Raw genomic sequence first — 13,332 nt, 5'->3', positions numbered from 1 at the left:
TCCGGTCGCGGCACGAAATCGCGGCCGCGGCGTTTGCAAAGGATCGGGACGGCGCGATGGGCGGCCAAGGGGATTTTTGAGTGAGCAATGCAGTGGCAAACGGCGACGCGCCCGTCGACGCGACGAGCCCGTGGTCGATGTCGATGGCCACCTGGTGGTCGGTGCTGAAACGCAGCTGGGCGGAAGCCAGCGACGACAATATCGGGCTTATCGCCGCCGGCACCGCCTTTTACGCATTCGCTGCGATCGTGCCGCTGCTCGCCTCGATCGTGCTGATCTACGGCCTGGTCGCGGACACGGCGACCGTCGTCGCCAATATCCGCGGCCTGTTCCAGGTGCTGCCGGCGGACGCAGCCAAGGTCATCGGCGACCAGCTCGCCACCGTGGTCGGCACGTCGGAGGGCAAGAAGGGGTTCGGACTGATCCTCGCGCTCGCGCTTGCGCTCTATGGTGCGTCCAAGGGGGCATCGTCGATCGTCACCGCACTCAACATCGCTTATGAGGAACGCGAGACCCGCGGGTTCTTCGCGCTGTACATCCTTGCATTCTCCATCACCGCGGGCGCGGTGGTGCTGGCGCTGACCGCCGCACTGTCGACCGCGGCCTTCGCATTGCTCGACAGCATGATACCGGGGGCTCCCGATTTCGTCCTGACGCTGCTGCGGCTTACCAGCTATGCGGTGCTGGCAATGCTCGCCGTCACAGCAGCGGCGTGCCTGTATCGGTACGGGCCGAACCGCGCGCATGCCAAATGGGCGTGGTTGACCCCGGGGTCGCTTGCAGCGACGCTGATCTGGCTCGCCGCGACTATCGGCTTCGGTTTCTACGTCGCCAATTTCGGGAATTACGGCGCGACCTACGGCTCGCTGAGCGCGGTGATCGTGCTGCTGACCTGGCTGTGGCTGTCCGCCTATGTCTTTCTGCTCGGCGCCGAGCTCAACGCGGAGCTCGAGCATCGCACCACCCGCGATACAACCACAGGGCCCGAACGCCCAGCCGGTGCGCGTGGCGCCGCCGTTGCCGATGCGACCGTGACGACGCCCCCGCCTTCACACACGCCCGATGTGGCAGAACCGCGCCATGGCGTGCGAACCGCGCAGACCGCGGCCGCATCGCGGGCCGCGCGCGCGCCAATGCCGTCGGTTCTCCTCGCGGTCGGCGGGCTGGGTGCGCTGCGTCGAGGTTCCGGCAAGGCAGGCATGATCCTGCTGGTCGTCGGCGGCGCGCTCGCTTGGGCGGGCCGGACGTCCCCGGAGGGTGACGACGATGCCCAGCGTTCCGCTTAAGCTGTTCTTCGACGGCGGCTGTCGTCCGAATCCGGGGCGCATCGAAATCGGAGTCGTCGTTCGCGGCGTGACCCATATCCTGGACGACTGCGGCCACGGCACCAATAGCGATGCGGAATGGCTGGCGGCGATCCATGCGCTGCGGATCGCCCGCGAACTTGGCGCGGTCTCGGTCGATCTGCGCGGGGACTCCGCGCTGGTGGTGGGGCAGGCGCGTGGTACTGCACGCTGTCGATCGGCTGAGCTTCGCGCGCACCGCGACGCCTTTCAGACGCTCGCGGCGACGTTCGAGACCGTGAAGATCCGCCATGTCGGCCGGTCCCACAACCTCGCCGGGATTGCGCTGGCCCGCCTGCATCCGCGCTGAGCGCTAGGCCCTTTCACCAACCCCTGATTGACAGTGCTGGTCGTGGCGCGCCAGCCTGCTATAGCGGTACCATCGTTGGTCCGTTCCTGACCGCCGACGACAGAGAGATGCGCGCGCTCCCGTCACACCGACTGGAGAACTGCGTTGGCCATCGCTCCATCGTCCCCGACCCCCGCAAAGATTGCATCATCGCCTCTCGCGCTGATGATCCGGAAGCTCGAAACCCATGCGACGCTCGACCGACGTGATCGCGAGGCGATCCGGGCCCTGCCGCACCATGTCCGCACGTTCGATGCATCCGCCTATCTCGTCCGCGAGGGCGACAGTCTCCAGCATTGCTCGGTGCTAGTCTCGGGCTATGCGTTTCGCCAGAAGGTCACCGGCGACGGGTTGCGGCAGATCGTGTCGCTGCACATTCCCGGCGAGCCGCTTGATCTCCAGCATCTGTTTCTCGATCTCGCGGACCACAACGTCCAGACGCTGACGCGCGCCGAGGTGGCGATCATCCCGCGCGCGGCACTGCAGAGCCTGGCCCTGTCGCATCCGGCAATCGGGCATGCGCTGTTCGTCAACACGCTGGTCGAGGGATCAATCTTCCGCGAATGGGCGCTGAACGTCGGGCGGCGCGACGCCCGGACCCGGCTGGCGCATTTCCTGTGTGAAGTCGCAGCGCGGCTCGACGCGCAGGGTCTCGACGGGGTCAGGGGCTATGAGCTGCCGATGTCACAGGAACAGATCGGTGACGCGCTCGGGCTGACCGCGGTCCATGTCAACCGGACGATGAAGCTGCTCGAAAGCGAAGGGCTGATCGTCCGCACCAGACGATGGATCGGGATACCGAGCTGGACCGCGTTGCGCGAGGTCGCCGACTTTTCGATCCGCTATCTCCACCTGCGAACAAAGGCCGGCTAGTCGCGCGCGGCAGCCAAGGCCTCAAGGATCGACGCCGCGAGCTCGGCACGGCAGATCAGCAGATCGGGGAGCAGCGGATCGGCGCAGTTGTAGACAAGCGGGCTGCCGTCGATCCGCGACGCGTGCAGTCCCGCGGCGATCGCAACCGCAGCCGGGGCGCAATTGTCCCACTCATACTGGCCGCCGTCATGCAGATAGGCGTCGGCGCGGCCATCGACGACCGCCATCGCCTTGGCACCCGCCGATCCCATCGGCACCAGCGTCGCCCCCATCGCGACACCGACCCGACGTGCGATGTCCGGCGCACGCGAGCGGCTGACGACGATCCGCAGCGGTTCGCCTGCGGGTGCCCAGGGCCGTGCCCGATCGTCGGTCGCGAAGACCGCACCGCGCGCAGGCACCGCAACCGCACCGACGCGCGGGACGCCATCGATCGCAAGGCCGATATGCACCGCCCAGTCATCGAGGCCCTCGGCATATTCACGTGTGCCGTCGAGCGGGTCGACAATCCAGACGCGCTGCGCCGCACAGCGGCTGCGATCGTCGAGCGACTCTTCGGACAGGATGAAATCGTCCGGGCGTTCGGCGCGCAGTCGCTCGATAATCAGCATATTGGCCTCGCGGTCGCCCGCAGCCCCCATTGCCGCACCCGCGATCGTCCCTCGCGCCCGGATTTCCTGCAGGAGTGCGCCTGCCTCTAGCGCCACCGAGCGCGCGAGTCCGGCATCGGTCAGGTCGGTCGTCACAGGTCGTAGCTCCAGACGCCGATGACATGTTCGACGATGCGCTCGGCCGCGGCTTCCGGGCTCTCGCGGGTCGTATCGATCCGGATATCGGGACGCTGCGGCGCCTCATACGGGCTCGATATACCGGTGAAGTCGGCGATCTCGCCCGCGCGTGCCTTGGCGTAGAGCCCTTTGACGTCGCGCGCCTCGGCAGACGCAAGCGGCGTGTCGACGAAGATCTCGACGAACTCGCCCGGCGCGACCATTGAACGCACCATGTCCCGCTCCGCGCGGAACGGCGAGATGAACGCGGTCAGCACGATCAGCCCGGCATCCGCCATTAGCCTTGCGACCTCGCCGATCCGGCGGATATTCTCGATCCGGCCGGCTTCGGTGAAATCGAGGTCGCGGTTGAGTCCGTGACGGATATTGTCGCCGTCGAGCAGGAAGCTGTGGCGGCCGAGCGCGAACAGTTTCTTTTCGACCAGGTTTGCGATCGTCGACTTGCCCGAGCCCGACAGGCCGGTGAACCAGAGGATCTTTGGCGACTGACCCTTTTGCGCGGCATGCGCCTCGCGCGTGACGTCGATCGATTGCCAGTGGACGTTCTGCGCACGGCGGAGCGCCGATCCGATCATCCCCGCCGCGACGGTCGCGTTGGTGGCGCGGTCGATCAGGATGAAGCCGCCGAGATCGGCACCGTCGGCATAAGGCTCGAACACGATCGCCCGGTCGGCATAGACCTCCGCGACCCCGATATCGTTGAGCGCGAGCGTCGAGGCGGACAATTCGGCCTGCGTGTTCACGTCGACGACGTGACGCGGGGGCTGGACCGTCGCCCCGACGACCTGGGTGCCGAGCTTGAGCTGATAGCCGCGGCCCGGTACCAGCGGCGTGTCGGACATCCAGACGATGGTCGCGAGGAACTGGTCGGCGGCCTCGGGCGGCGCATCGGCGGCGGCGATCACGTCGCCGCGCGAGCAATCGACCTCGTCGGCGAGCATGATCGTCACGGACTGGCCGGCGACCGCCTCGCTCAGGTCGCCGCCGAGCGCGACGATCCGCGCAACGGTCGTCGTCTTTCCCGACGGGACGATCCGCACGCTGTCGCCGGGGCGCACAATGCCGCTGGCGATCATGCCGGCAAATCCGCGGAAGTCGAGATCGGGGCGATTCACCCATTGCACGGGCAGCCGGAACGGCTGCGCCTGGCGCGCGTCGACATCGATCGGCACGGTTTCGAGATGCGCGAGCAGCGGCAGTCCGGTGTACCAGGGCATCGTCGCCGCCTGGGTCGCGACATTCTCGCCGGTCAGCCCCGACAGCGGGATCGCGGTGAAGCGGTCAATACCGATCGACGCGGCAAAGGCACGATAGTCCTCGACGATCGCGTCGAACCGCGCCTCGTCATGGCCGACCAGATCCATCTTGTTCACCGCGAGCACGATCTCGCGAATGCCGACAAGGTGCGCCAGATAGCTGTGACGGCGGGTCTGGGTCAGCACGCCCTTGCGCGCATCGATCAGGATGACGGCAAGGTCCGCGGTCGACGCGCCGGTGACCATGTTGCGCGTATATTGCTCGTGCCCCGGCGTGTCCGCGACGATGAACTTGCGTTTCTCGGTCGAGAAAAAACGATAGGCGACGTCGATCGTGATGCCCTGTTCGCGCTCCGCGGCAAGACCGTCGACCAGCAGCGCGAAATCGATATTCTGACCCTGCGTGCCGACCCGGCGGCTGTCCGCCTCAAGTGCTGCGAGCTGATCCTCGAAGATCGTCTTGGAATCATAGAGCAGCCGGCCGATCAGCGTCGACTTGCCGTCGTCGACCGAGCCACAGGTGATGAAGCGCAGCATCGACTTGTTCGCATGCGTATCGAGATAGGCGTCGATATCCGACGCGATCAGCGCCTCGGGCGTATAGGCGGACATCAGAAATACCCCTCGCGCTTCTTCTTCTCCATGCTCGCCGCCTGATCATGATCGATCGCGCGGCCCTGGCGCTCGCTGGTCGTCGTCAGCAGCATTTCCTGGATGACGTCGGGCAGCGTCGCCGCCTCGCTTTCGACCGCGCCGGTCAGCGGGTAGCAGCCGAGCGTGCGGAAGCGGATCGACCGATCGACAGCGACTTCCCCCTCACGGAAGCGGAACCGCTCGTCATCGACCATCAGCAGCATCCCGTCGCGCTCGACGGTCGGCCGCGGTGCGGCGAAGTAGAGCGGGACGATCTCGATCCCTTCGGCGAGGATATATTGCCAGATGTCGAGTTCGGTCCAGTTGGACAGCGGGAAGACGCGGATGCTTTCCCCCTTGGCGATCCGCGTATTGTACAGGCGCCAGAGTTCGGGGCGCTGCGCCTTCGGGTCCCAGCCGTGGCTTGCCGAGCGGAAGCTGAAGATGCGCTCCTTGGCGCGGCTCTTCTCCTCGTCGCGCCGCGCGCCGCCAAACGCCGCATCATAGCCGCCCGCAGTCAGCGCCTGCTTCAGCCCGTCGGTCTTCCACATGTCGGTGTGGCGGCTGCCATGGTCGAACGGATTGATCCCGAGCGCTCGCGCCTCGGGATTGGTGTGTACGATCAGCTCCATCCCGGCCTCCGCCGCGGCGCGATCGCGCAGATCATACATCGCACGGAATTTCCACGTCGTGTCAACATGCAGCAGCGGGAAGGGCGGGCGCGCGGGGAAGAACGCCTTCTTCGCCAGATGCAGCATCACGGCGGAATCCTTGCCGACCGAATAGAGCATCACCGAGCGCTCGGCCTCGGCGACGACTTCGCGCAGGATGTGGATGCTCTCGGCTTCGAGGCGTTGCAGATGTGTGAGCCCGGTCATTGCGTCCTAGATAGGCCCGCGGACGCGGTGTGCGACGAACTTATACTGTTGGCCGCAAAAGCGCGATCAGTCGCGCGACTGGTCGACCGAGTCGATCAGCCGCCCGCCCGCCATGAACACCGCGGTCGAACAGGCCGCCGCGAGCAGCCAGCCGCCATAGCCGGGATACTGCTCCAGATAATGGCTGCCACGTTCGACCGCCCCGAGACCGAGCCCGTAGATGACGAGATACGCCTCGAACTTGGTCTTGATCACGAACAGGCGGCAGAAACGTTTCCACATTCCAGCAACCTAGCAACGCTCGTGCCAAGCGCGGAATTGCACCGTTTGCGCAGGGTCGGGCTTGGTTAACTGTCAATTAACCCGACACGGCAGAACTCTGCGCTTCTGACGCGAGAATACCGGAAAACCTCCGCTGTTTCCACCGAGACGAAGGGTGTGAAATGGAAAACCGTCAGAGCCTCAATGCAGTTAATTCGCGGTGTCCGTCGTGAGGACGTTGACCGGCGTCGGCGGCATATTCTGCGCCGCCCACCGCGACCTCAAGTCAGGTGCGCTCCACGGTCATAGCTGGGAAGTGACGGCTTGGTTCACCGGGCGGCCGAACGCGGCGCATCGGCAAGAGCAGCTTGCCGCGATCCTACGCCGTCTCGATCACACCGAGCTTGGCGTTGAGCTTTCGTGGGGTGAAGACATCGCTCAGCGGATAGCCGAGCGGGTCAACGATAGCATGTGTGTGCAGGTGGACGTGTCTCGCCCGCTCGAGCGTATCTACGCGCGGTGGGAACGCTGATGGCAACCGTTTATCACGGCACGCCGGTGACGCCCGCTCCCGCGCTAGACGCCGTTTCCGGCCGATCGTTCTGCGTCAGCTACTATCGGCCCGATAGTGTCGAGGCGGTCGAGGCGATGGCGCCGCATATCATGTATGACAACGGAGCGTTCAGCTTCTGGATGCAGGCCGTGCGGGCTGGCATTGACCCAATTGAGGCAGGCCGCTCCGACTGGACCCCGTACTATAATTGGCTTGCGGGCAGGCTCTATGAAGCCGGGCGCTGGGCGGTGATCCCTGACCGTCCTGCCGCACCGTCCCAGATCAACGACGGCTTATTGAACGACTGGCCATACGGTCGGTCGCGAGGCGCGCCAGTCTGGCACATGGATGGCCCGCTCGACCGCTTGGCGCGCCTATGCGAGCGGTACGATCGGGTCTGCCTTGGTTGGATAGGTGACCCGAAGCGTGAGCCTGTCGGATGTGATGCGTATCGTCGGCGCATGGACGAGGTCGCGGCGCTTCTGGGGAATTACTGGCACCCCCTCCACATGCTCCGCGGTGTCGCGGTCGGTGGAGACTACCCGTTCGTGAGCTGTGACAGCACCAGTCTCGCTCAGAACCATCACCGCTACCGACTTCGTCTGTTCGCCGGCACGCCTGACGAGTGGTCGGGTGTGCGGGCATATGCCGATAAACTCGAAAGGATGGCGGCATGAAGCCAGACTGGACAGCCGAGGAGACAAACGCCGCGATCTCATTGCGGGCGAGCGGTCTGGCCTATTCCGTCATCGGAAAGCGGATCGGGCGTACCGCGCAAGGCGTGAAGCGGCGTCTGCAATACATTCGGGAGCTCGCCGCATGACCCTCGTCATCCTCGCGCTGGTCAGCTTCGTCCAGGTCTTCGCCCTCGGGTTCCAGAGCAAGAACGTCAACCACGGCAATTATGGATGGGCCGCCGGGACGTCGTTCTTCATTGGGATCTCGCAGGCGGCGGTCTGGCGGCGGATCACCGGCCCGGACGCCGGCGCTGCCGAGTCCCTCGTCTATGCCCTCGCCGGATCGGTCGCGATCGTCAGTGCGATGGCGGTGCATCAGCGATTCATCCGGAAGGCCGCCGCATGACGAAGCTTAAGCAAGGCGCCGCCCTGTATCGGACGATCGGCGGCGCACGCTGGCAGTGGCGATCGGACTCTGCGTTCACCTTCAAAGGCACGGGCGTCCGCCACCGGCGAGCGCCCGATTACGACGGGTGCTTCATTCACCCCGATGACGAACATGCCGCCGATTACATCGTCGACCAAGAGCGCAAGCGCCGCGAAGCCGCCGCGCGGGAGCGCGCATGATCATCGACACCCTCAATCCCCGATACAGGAGCGCGAGTGCATGACCGATGAAACTATGATCGCGGCCGCCCGGCTCTTTGCCGCCGCAATCGAACACATGCAGGAGGGCTACGACTGGGACGGCTGCGACTTGCAGGCTACGTGCAAAAAGATCGGCCTGACAAAAGAGCGGCTGTACGACCCAGCCAACGACTTCGGCATCGAGGCCAGCGACGGTGACATGGTCTGGGTTCCTACCGCCGAAGGCCAAGCATTGCTCGACTTTGCCCGCGCACAGGGCAGTCTAGAGAACGCCTGTGGCTGATCCGAGGGCGGGCAGTGCATGGACACTCGGATCGGTACGGGATAACTTATCCGCATGAACCTAAAAGATAAACATGATCGTTGGATCTTGCACTTTTGAGGCTTTGGACTCGCGGCCGTTGTCGTCGGCTTCTTTGCCCAGGGGGAAATGGCGCTTGCAAACCCTGTCCACCTTGCAACGATAGGCCTTGGTGCCGGGCTCGCAATAATTGCCGGGCATTCTGTCGCTTTAGCGGACGACGGCAAGGGCAAACTTGCAACGGCAATCGCGACTATACTGACCATCGCCGTTGGCGGGCTAGTAATATATGAAGGCGCCGCCGCTGATAAGGATATACAGGCAAATATTGCCCGTTGCGCAGTCATCCAGCAGGATATGCTGTCCGTAGCACCCCGCCGCACAGACGGTGCTGACCTATTCCAAGCCCTCGGATGCAAGCCTCATGGTGATGGCATCGTGCATTGGCCGGCCAAGGTGCCCAGCCAGCAGATTGCTCCACGGCATGCGATATCAAGTCCCCGCGGAGATCGGCCGCAGTCCTCGTCACGATGAGCGGCCGGAAGCGCTGGACCTACCTCGACCAGATGGTCGGCACAGGGGAGATTCAAACCGCTCGGTGCGCCTCTGGACCGATCCGGTCGCGGCACATAGTCTCTCCGAACAAGGAGAATGACAATGGTGACCGACGAGAGTCTGAAGACGACAAAGAACGCGACGGCGGTGATGGTTACGGTGCTCGTTCAGGTGCTGGAAAAGCACATGCCAGGCATTGAAGCGGACTTTCGTGAACGGCTCGGACTTGCCTATGCCGAGATAAGAAACGATTCTGACGACCTGAACGGCTTGGAACTGCTAAACTGGACGCGAACTTACCTCACAGGATTTAGTCCTGTCGCAGGTCGGGGCAGCCCGTTTTTAGAAGGGTATGAGCCCTAAGTGCCCCACTCGGGGCCTTCCTCATCAGGATAGCATCCGCGAGACTTTGCGTGTTGAACGGCGCATAGGTGCGCGAGCTGGGTAGCCGGGGATGGAGTGTCCAGTGAACCCGTTGAAGATCGTCGTTTTAATCATTTGGAGCGTCGGGTTCGTATTTGGCGGCCTTATCGTGCTATCCCTCTTCACGATGGGCGACTGTCTAGAAGGCCCGAAACATGCGGCATGCGTGATAGCGACGAAGAGAACTTTTTGGGTGATAGCGACCATCGAACTAGTGGTTTACTTCAGATTGACGTGGTCTCTGTTTCTGCCAAGCGGGCGCAAGCGGTAGGCAAGTAGCGGCCCGGTTTAGGCTCCCCACTCGGGGCCTTCTTCGTCCGGATAGAACGCGTGGGGATCGTAAACCGGTCGCTGCGCCGGCCGCGCGTGACGGGGAGGCGGGCGCTTCGGAACATCGGGGACCGGGTCGGGCAGGGTAGGGACACCACCTCCGAACCGTATTCGGATGTATGCGCCGCTTCCGTGCATCGCCTAAAAGACGGCATCGCGTCCGCTCAACCTTTCCTCCGTTTAAGGAGCATGCTCTGGTCTGGCAAACGAATGAAACAGGTAGTCCGGGTCAAATTCCCCAAGCCTAGCAAGTCCGTCATAGTCAAGGATTTGGATACGGCGTTTGTCTACTACAAAGAGGCCTCGATTACGGAGCCATCGCAGTACACGATTAACGTGAACGCCTGTAAGCCCTGTCACCTCGCCAATGTCAGGCTGGGTCAATGGAAAGTGAAACGCGTTATCCGTGACCAGGCCGACCATGTCGAGGCGCACGTATATCTCGCATAAAAAGTTTGCAATCCGTGCTTCTGCACGATGTCGTCCATGCGAAAATATCCATTTCCGATGTATTGCGGCGTCTAACAAAGTGCTAAACCAAAAAGCATTTGCGAGGCGGGGCGATTTTTGTGTTATATCCGTCAAGTCTTGACGGTCAAATGTGGCAACCTTAACCTCACTAATAGTTACGATGTCATGATCAAGTTGCTTTAACGGCAACGCGTGGAGATCAACAAAGTCGCCAGGTACATGTATTCCGACCGCTTGGCGCGCACCGGTCTGGTCGTTTTTATATCTGCATGCAAAGCCTTCTAGAAGCAGTGTGCTTTTGACGACCTCTTCCCCACGGCATGCTAACGGCTCTCGCGCTGGAACCTCGATTACGTTGGCAATTTTACTTTCGATCATTCTTATTTCCTCGATCGAAAGCTGGTCGCGTCCGCGCCCCATGAGGAATTTATGTGAAATCACTGGATCAACGCTCAAACGCCCGTCTTGACGTGGTTAAAAAGCACATTGATTGATATTGTGAAATTGACGCAGGTTGAGGCGGGCAAGCTATAAGGCCCTAACAAACATCAACCTAAACGGTCTTGCGGGAGGTAACTCGTTCCAGCGTTTGGCGGTGGGCATACGTTAGCCACGGCCGATCGGTATATGCGCGAGGGGCTTGCCGTTCTCGATCGGGGCCCTCCTTCTCGAGAGAGCCGCACTCGACAAGTTCATTTAATTTCGTGCTGCCGTGGATCAATGCTTGGAACGATCCGCAGCCACTGGCCGCTGATTGCCGGTGGGAGAATCGGCATGCTGATCACCTTGCGAGCTGAAGTTTTATGCGTCTCGGCCAATGAGGGGCTGGTGCTGATCGACGGCCCTGGCCTCGCTGTCACACTCGACATTGAAGCGGCGTCAGCGCTGTCCGATCAGCTGCTTGCCGGATGCACCTTGGCTCGGCAGCAACAGCGGGCAGCGATCGGTCAGGCACCCCACTCCGACCCATGCTCGTTCGGCTAGAACGGGCGCTCACATAGCTAGCGCACAAAAAAAGGGCAGCCTGAGCCGCCCAAGGTAAGGGGTGATGCCGATGCCGAGAGAATTCCGTCAGCAGGCAAGGAATGGGGTAGAGCAACTGTCCCGATATGCCAAACCAATTTTGTTTAATCGAAGCTGCGTAGGCTCTGGGCGCAACCCGGCCAAATAGCCGGCATGATAGCATTGCCAAAAAGCCCTGTCCTTGAACCGGAGAGCGGATCAGTCGATGCTGTCGTTGTGCGGCAGTTCCTCACTTTCGAGGATCCAATGGCGCTAGATAGGACCTCCGACATGAGCATCCAGAACGATCGTCTACCGGACCTTGAGGAACCCTGCAGAGCGTGCGGAGGAACGGGAAATTCATCGCCAGCCCAACCTGGTCAAATGAGGGCGAGCTTTCATTGTGAAGTCTGCAAAGGTTACAAATTGGCTCCGACCGAAGCAGGTCAACAGCTTATTGAGTTCATCAGCCGGCGATTCCGCATCTCCGACTACGAGGTCCAGCGGGATATGTTTGGCTGATCACGCTCCCCACTCGGGTCCTTCCTCGTCAGGATAGAACGCGTGGGGATCGTAGACCGGTCGCTGCGCTGGCCGCGCCTGGCGAGGAGGCGGGCGCTTCGGCACATCGGGGATCGGGTCGGGCAGGGTAGGGACACCGCCTCCGAACCGTATTCGGATGTAAGCGCCGCTTCCGTGCATCGCCTGGAAGACGGCGATCATCTCGCCTTCCTTCATCCGCTTGCCAATGAGCGGCGCGCGCTCGGCGCTGACATAGCCTAGCTGGGTGCCGCGATCGCTGAAGATGGCAACGGCATTATTGTCGAACGGGTTGGCCGGCTCGAGGCGCAGCTCGACCGCGTCGCCCGGCGCGCAAAGCATGCACTCCATGCGCCGGTTGCTCTTGCTCTTGTCCTCGTTTGGAAAGTCGATGCCGACAATGGATGTGGTTAATTCGTCCATAAGGATGGTTTGCCTTAATCGGTCCGCCCCGCATAGGTTTCGCGTATGATCACTGACCGAGAAGTCTGGCTCAAGGCGATGGCGATCGTCGAGACCTATGGGACGCGAGAGGCGGGCTCGGCAATCCGCGCCATCGTGAACAGTCTCGACGAGGAGCCCAGGTGGAGCGAATGGCTCCAGGTTGCCGCTGCCGTCGACGAGATCGCCGAGGCCACCCCGCAATGACCGATCCGAACCCCATGAACTCGAGAGCATACGGTTCCTTGGTTTGAGCGTGTTGGCGAATGGTGCTGATCCATGTGATTGACCTGCTGCCACGCTCAAAGTCGAAGCGGCGTTTCCGCTGTCCAATCAACATCTCGTCGGCTGCGCCATGGTCCGTTAACGGCCGCATCACGATGACGAGGCGGAACTGTCAAAATCAGTCCCGTCCGCACAGATAGCTACATGAATTAACGTATGTTGTGAACGCGGTATCTAATCGAGGATGGCCGACCGATGATAATGTATTCTCCTATTGATAAGTTAGGAGTCTACAAATGGCTGACACGCTGCGCATTAACCCGTTCACTGCGATTGCCGTCGAGGGCGCGGTTTTAGTGGAGGCTGGTGGATACGCTATGGCGATGACACGCGAAGCAGCTTTGGCCTCAGCGAAGGATCTGTTGGCCGCGTCCGCTCATGCCAAACGGCAGGCTGCTGTGCGTGGGAACAGTTAGTCGGCCAAGTTATGCCTAGGGTAGTTGGGAATACGCGCATTCCCGACAAACGTACGCGCTGACAAAAAGGAACATACATTGATTTTAACCCTGATTGTCGAAGGATGGCTTGGCCTCTGCCGATCTACTTTGTAACAAAACCACCTATGAATACGCCCTTTGGACACGACGCAGAAATTTTGCGTTCCGCGATCGCATGGGCGCTTCATGTCGCCGACGCATCTAACAATCCGCTAGTGGCTTCTTTTTTGGCCGATGCACTTCACCATGCCGAAGATGGTGCCTATGGATCTTGCGCCGCCACTGGTG

21 protein-coding genes are annotated in these 13,332 nt (G+C 62.1%); 14 read left to right on the top strand and 7 right to left on the bottom strand.

What is annotated here, in order from left to right; all coding sequences use genetic code 11:
* Positions 1-80: 80 nt before the first annotated feature.
* From IFT71_RS02475 to IFT71_RS02465, 3 genes are all read left to right on the top strand, one after another.
* The gene (locus tag IFT71_RS02475; RefSeq protein ID WP_342212572.1) at positions 81-1,286 is read left to right on the top strand and encodes a YihY/virulence factor BrkB family protein; all 1,206 of its coding nucleotides are present in this window, start codon (positions 81-83) and stop codon (positions 1,284-1,286) included.
* Positions 1,267-1,653 carry a ribonuclease HI family protein gene (locus IFT71_RS02470; protein ID WP_037527831.1) on the top strand — a complete coding sequence of 129 codons (387 nt, stop codon included), beginning with the start codon at positions 1,267-1,269 and terminating at the stop codon, positions 1,651-1,653. Before IFT71_RS02475 ends, IFT71_RS02470 begins: the two co-directional genes overlap by 20 nt.
* A gap of 204 nt (positions 1,654-1,857) precedes the next feature.
* The gene (locus tag IFT71_RS02465) at positions 1,858-2,565 is read left to right on the top strand and encodes a Crp/Fnr family transcriptional regulator (protein ID WP_192138983.1); all 708 of its coding nucleotides are present in this window, start codon (positions 1,858-1,860) and stop codon (positions 2,563-2,565) included.
* On the opposite strand, the gene IFT71_RS02460 is transcribed toward IFT71_RS02465, so the two are convergent.
* The 4 genes from IFT71_RS02460 to IFT71_RS02445 form a co-directional block, all read right to left on the bottom strand.
* Positions 2,562-3,311: a 3'(2'),5'-bisphosphate nucleotidase CysQ gene (locus IFT71_RS02460; protein ID WP_342212571.1), complete on the bottom strand. Its 750-nt coding sequence runs from the start codon at positions 3,309-3,311 to the stop codon at positions 2,562-2,564. The genes IFT71_RS02465 and IFT71_RS02460 overlap by 4 nt on opposite strands.
* Positions 3,308-5,221, bottom strand: coding sequence for a sulfate adenylyltransferase subunit CysN (gene cysN / locus IFT71_RS02455; RefSeq protein ID WP_192138982.1), 1,914 nt, complete (start codon positions 5,219-5,221; stop codon positions 3,308-3,310). The genes IFT71_RS02460 and cysN overlap by 4 nt, the downstream gene beginning before the upstream one ends.
* A complete protein-coding gene (cysD, locus tag IFT71_RS02450) occupies positions 5,221-6,120 on the bottom strand; it encodes a sulfate adenylyltransferase subunit CysD (protein ID WP_192138981.1) in 900 nt (299 codons plus the stop codon). The genes cysN and cysD overlap by 1 nt, the downstream gene beginning before the upstream one ends.
* A gap of 66 nt (positions 6,121-6,186) precedes the next feature.
* Complete coding sequence (locus IFT71_RS02445; RefSeq protein ID WP_031441137.1) at positions 6,187-6,402, bottom strand: hypothetical protein; 216 nt, start codon at positions 6,400-6,402, stop codon at positions 6,187-6,189.
* A gap of 217 nt (positions 6,403-6,619) precedes the next feature.
* Here IFT71_RS02445 and IFT71_RS02440 point away from each other — a divergent pair, with 217 nt between their 5' ends.
* The 6 genes from IFT71_RS02440 to IFT71_RS02415 are packed head-to-tail and all read left to right on the top strand — an operon-like array spanning position 6,620 to position 8,542.
* A complete protein-coding gene (locus IFT71_RS02440) occupies positions 6,620-6,913 on the top strand; it encodes a hypothetical protein (protein ID WP_192070272.1) in 294 nt (97 codons plus the stop codon).
* Positions 6,913-7,611, top strand: coding sequence for a hypothetical protein (locus IFT71_RS02435; protein WP_192070271.1), 699 nt, complete (start codon positions 6,913-6,915; stop codon positions 7,609-7,611). The genes IFT71_RS02440 and IFT71_RS02435 overlap by 1 nt, the downstream gene beginning before the upstream one ends.
* A complete protein-coding gene (locus IFT71_RS02430) occupies positions 7,608-7,757 on the top strand; it encodes a hypothetical protein (protein WP_183935495.1) in 150 nt (49 codons plus the stop codon). The genes IFT71_RS02435 and IFT71_RS02430 overlap by 4 nt, the downstream gene beginning before the upstream one ends.
* The gene (locus IFT71_RS02425; protein ID WP_192070270.1) at positions 7,754-8,017 is read left to right on the top strand and encodes a hypothetical protein; all 264 of its coding nucleotides are present in this window, start codon (positions 7,754-7,756) and stop codon (positions 8,015-8,017) included. Before IFT71_RS02430 ends, IFT71_RS02425 begins: the two co-directional genes overlap by 4 nt.
* A complete protein-coding gene (locus IFT71_RS02420; RefSeq protein ID WP_056408078.1) occupies positions 8,014-8,238 on the top strand; it encodes a hypothetical protein in 225 nt (74 codons plus the stop codon). Before IFT71_RS02425 ends, IFT71_RS02420 begins: the two co-directional genes overlap by 4 nt.
* A gap of 40 nt (positions 8,239-8,278) precedes the next feature.
* On the top strand, positions 8,279-8,542 hold the full coding sequence (locus IFT71_RS02415) for a hypothetical protein (protein ID WP_192070269.1): 264 nt from the start codon (positions 8,279-8,281) through the stop codon (positions 8,540-8,542).
* 60 nt (positions 8,543-8,602) lie between these two features.
* Here the strand turns inward: IFT71_RS02415 and IFT71_RS02410 are convergent, their stop codons facing one another.
* Positions 8,603-8,761 carry a hypothetical protein gene (locus tag IFT71_RS02410; RefSeq protein WP_192138980.1) on the bottom strand — a complete coding sequence of 53 codons (159 nt, stop codon included), beginning with the start codon at positions 8,759-8,761 and terminating at the stop codon, positions 8,603-8,605.
* A 456-nt stretch (positions 8,762-9,217) separates the two neighbouring features.
* On the opposite strand from IFT71_RS02410, the gene IFT71_RS02405 reads away from it, so the two are divergent.
* Complete coding sequence (locus tag IFT71_RS02405) at positions 9,218-9,478, top strand: hypothetical protein (RefSeq protein WP_192070268.1); 261 nt, start codon at positions 9,218-9,220, stop codon at positions 9,476-9,478.
* A 570-nt stretch (positions 9,479-10,048) separates the two neighbouring features.
* Here IFT71_RS02405 and IFT71_RS02400 read toward each other — a convergent pair.
* A complete protein-coding gene (locus tag IFT71_RS02400) occupies positions 10,049-10,717 on the bottom strand; it encodes a Crp/Fnr family transcriptional regulator (protein WP_244654694.1) in 669 nt (222 codons plus the stop codon).
* A 396-nt stretch (positions 10,718-11,113) separates the two neighbouring features.
* Here IFT71_RS02400 and IFT71_RS02395 point away from each other — a divergent pair, with 396 nt between their 5' ends.
* Both IFT71_RS02395 and IFT71_RS02390 read left to right on the top strand, forming a co-directional pair.
* Positions 11,114-11,323: a hypothetical protein gene (locus IFT71_RS02395; RefSeq protein ID WP_192138979.1), complete on the top strand. Its 210-nt coding sequence runs from the start codon at positions 11,114-11,116 to the stop codon at positions 11,321-11,323.
* A 192-nt stretch (positions 11,324-11,515) separates the two neighbouring features.
* Complete coding sequence (locus tag IFT71_RS02390) at positions 11,516-11,863, top strand: hypothetical protein (protein WP_342212570.1); 348 nt, start codon at positions 11,516-11,518, stop codon at positions 11,861-11,863.
* Here IFT71_RS02390 and IFT71_RS02385 read toward each other — a convergent pair whose 3' ends face one another.
* The gene (locus tag IFT71_RS02385; protein WP_192070264.1) at positions 11,864-12,304 is read right to left on the bottom strand and encodes an HIRAN domain-containing protein; all 441 of its coding nucleotides are present in this window, start codon (positions 12,302-12,304) and stop codon (positions 11,864-11,866) included.
* A gap of 45 nt (positions 12,305-12,349) precedes the next feature.
* On the opposite strand from IFT71_RS02385, the gene IFT71_RS02380 reads away from it, so the two are divergent.
* Both IFT71_RS02380 and IFT71_RS02375 read left to right on the top strand, forming a co-directional pair.
* Positions 12,350-12,529: a hypothetical protein gene (locus IFT71_RS02380; protein WP_159510873.1), complete on the top strand. Its 180-nt coding sequence runs from the start codon at positions 12,350-12,352 to the stop codon at positions 12,527-12,529.
* Positions 12,530-12,843: 314 nt separating this feature from the next.
* A complete protein-coding gene (locus IFT71_RS02375; RefSeq protein ID WP_192070263.1) occupies positions 12,844-13,023 on the top strand; it encodes a hypothetical protein in 180 nt (59 codons plus the stop codon).
* Positions 13,024-13,332 lie beyond the last annotated feature (309 nt).

Source organism: Sphingomonas sp. CFBP 13733, assembly GCF_014841795.1.
In the GTDB taxonomy this organism is placed as follows: Bacteria; Pseudomonadota; Alphaproteobacteria; order Sphingomonadales; family Sphingomonadaceae; genus Sphingomonas; species Sphingomonas aerolata.
The sequence above is the reverse complement of the archived record's forward strand: the minus strand, read 5'-3'. Positions and strand labels throughout refer to the sequence as shown.

What these genes read in the sequence shown, in the direction of transcription:
- IFT71_RS02470 (WP_037527831.1), top strand. Translation starts at nt 1,267, where the DNA reads ATGCCCAGCGTTCCGCTTAAGCTGTTCTTCGACGGCGGCTGTCGTCCG.
- IFT71_RS02465 (WP_192138983.1), top strand. Translation starts at nt 1,858, where the DNA reads ATGATCCGGAAGCTCGAAACCCATGCGACGCTCGACCGACGTGATCGC.
- IFT71_RS02425 (WP_192070270.1), top strand. Translation starts at nt 7,754, where the DNA reads ATGACCCTCGTCATCCTCGCGCTGGTCAGCTTCGTCCAGGTCTTCGCC.
- IFT71_RS02415 (WP_192070269.1), top strand. Translation starts at nt 8,279, where the DNA reads ATGACCGATGAAACTATGATCGCGGCCGCCCGGCTCTTTGCCGCCGCA.
- IFT71_RS02430 (WP_183935495.1), top strand. Translation starts at nt 7,608, where the DNA reads ATGAAGCCAGACTGGACAGCCGAGGAGACAAACGCCGCGATCTCATTG.
- IFT71_RS02375 (WP_192070263.1), top strand. Translation starts at nt 12,844, where the DNA reads ATGGCTGACACGCTGCGCATTAACCCGTTCACTGCGATTGCCGTCGAG.
- IFT71_RS02435 (WP_192070271.1), top strand. Translation starts at nt 6,913, where the DNA reads ATGGCAACCGTTTATCACGGCACGCCGGTGACGCCCGCTCCCGCGCTA.
- cysD (WP_192138981.1), bottom strand. Translation starts at nt 6,120, where the DNA reads ATGACCGGGCTCACACATCTGCAACGCCTCGAAGCCGAGAGCATCCAC.
- IFT71_RS02385 (WP_192070264.1), bottom strand. Translation starts at nt 12,304, where the DNA reads ATGGACGAATTAACCACATCCATTGTCGGCATCGACTTTCCAAACGAG.
- IFT71_RS02410 (WP_192138980.1), bottom strand. Translation starts at nt 8,761, where the DNA reads ATGCCCGGCAATTATTGCGAGCCCGGCACCAAGGCCTATCGTTGCAAG.
- IFT71_RS02445 (WP_031441137.1), bottom strand. Translation starts at nt 6,402, where the DNA reads ATGTGGAAACGTTTCTGCCGCCTGTTCGTGATCAAGACCAAGTTCGAG.
- IFT71_RS02380 (WP_159510873.1), top strand. Translation starts at nt 12,350, where the DNA reads ATGATCACTGACCGAGAAGTCTGGCTCAAGGCGATGGCGATCGTCGAG.
- IFT71_RS02400 (WP_244654694.1), bottom strand. Translation starts at nt 10,717, where the DNA reads ATGATCGAAAGTAAAATTGCCAACGTAATCGAGGTTCCAGCGCGAGAG.
- cysN (WP_192138982.1), bottom strand. Translation starts at nt 5,221, where the DNA reads ATGTCCGCCTATACGCCCGAGGCGCTGATCGCGTCGGATATCGACGCC.
- IFT71_RS02420 (WP_056408078.1), top strand. Translation starts at nt 8,014, where the DNA reads ATGACGAAGCTTAAGCAAGGCGCCGCCCTGTATCGGACGATCGGCGGC.
- IFT71_RS02405 (WP_192070268.1), top strand. Translation starts at nt 9,218, where the DNA reads ATGGTGACCGACGAGAGTCTGAAGACGACAAAGAACGCGACGGCGGTG.
- IFT71_RS02395 (WP_192138979.1), top strand. Translation starts at nt 11,114, where the DNA reads ATGCTGATCACCTTGCGAGCTGAAGTTTTATGCGTCTCGGCCAATGAG.
- IFT71_RS02390 (WP_342212570.1), top strand. Translation starts at nt 11,516, where the DNA reads ATGATAGCATTGCCAAAAAGCCCTGTCCTTGAACCGGAGAGCGGATCA.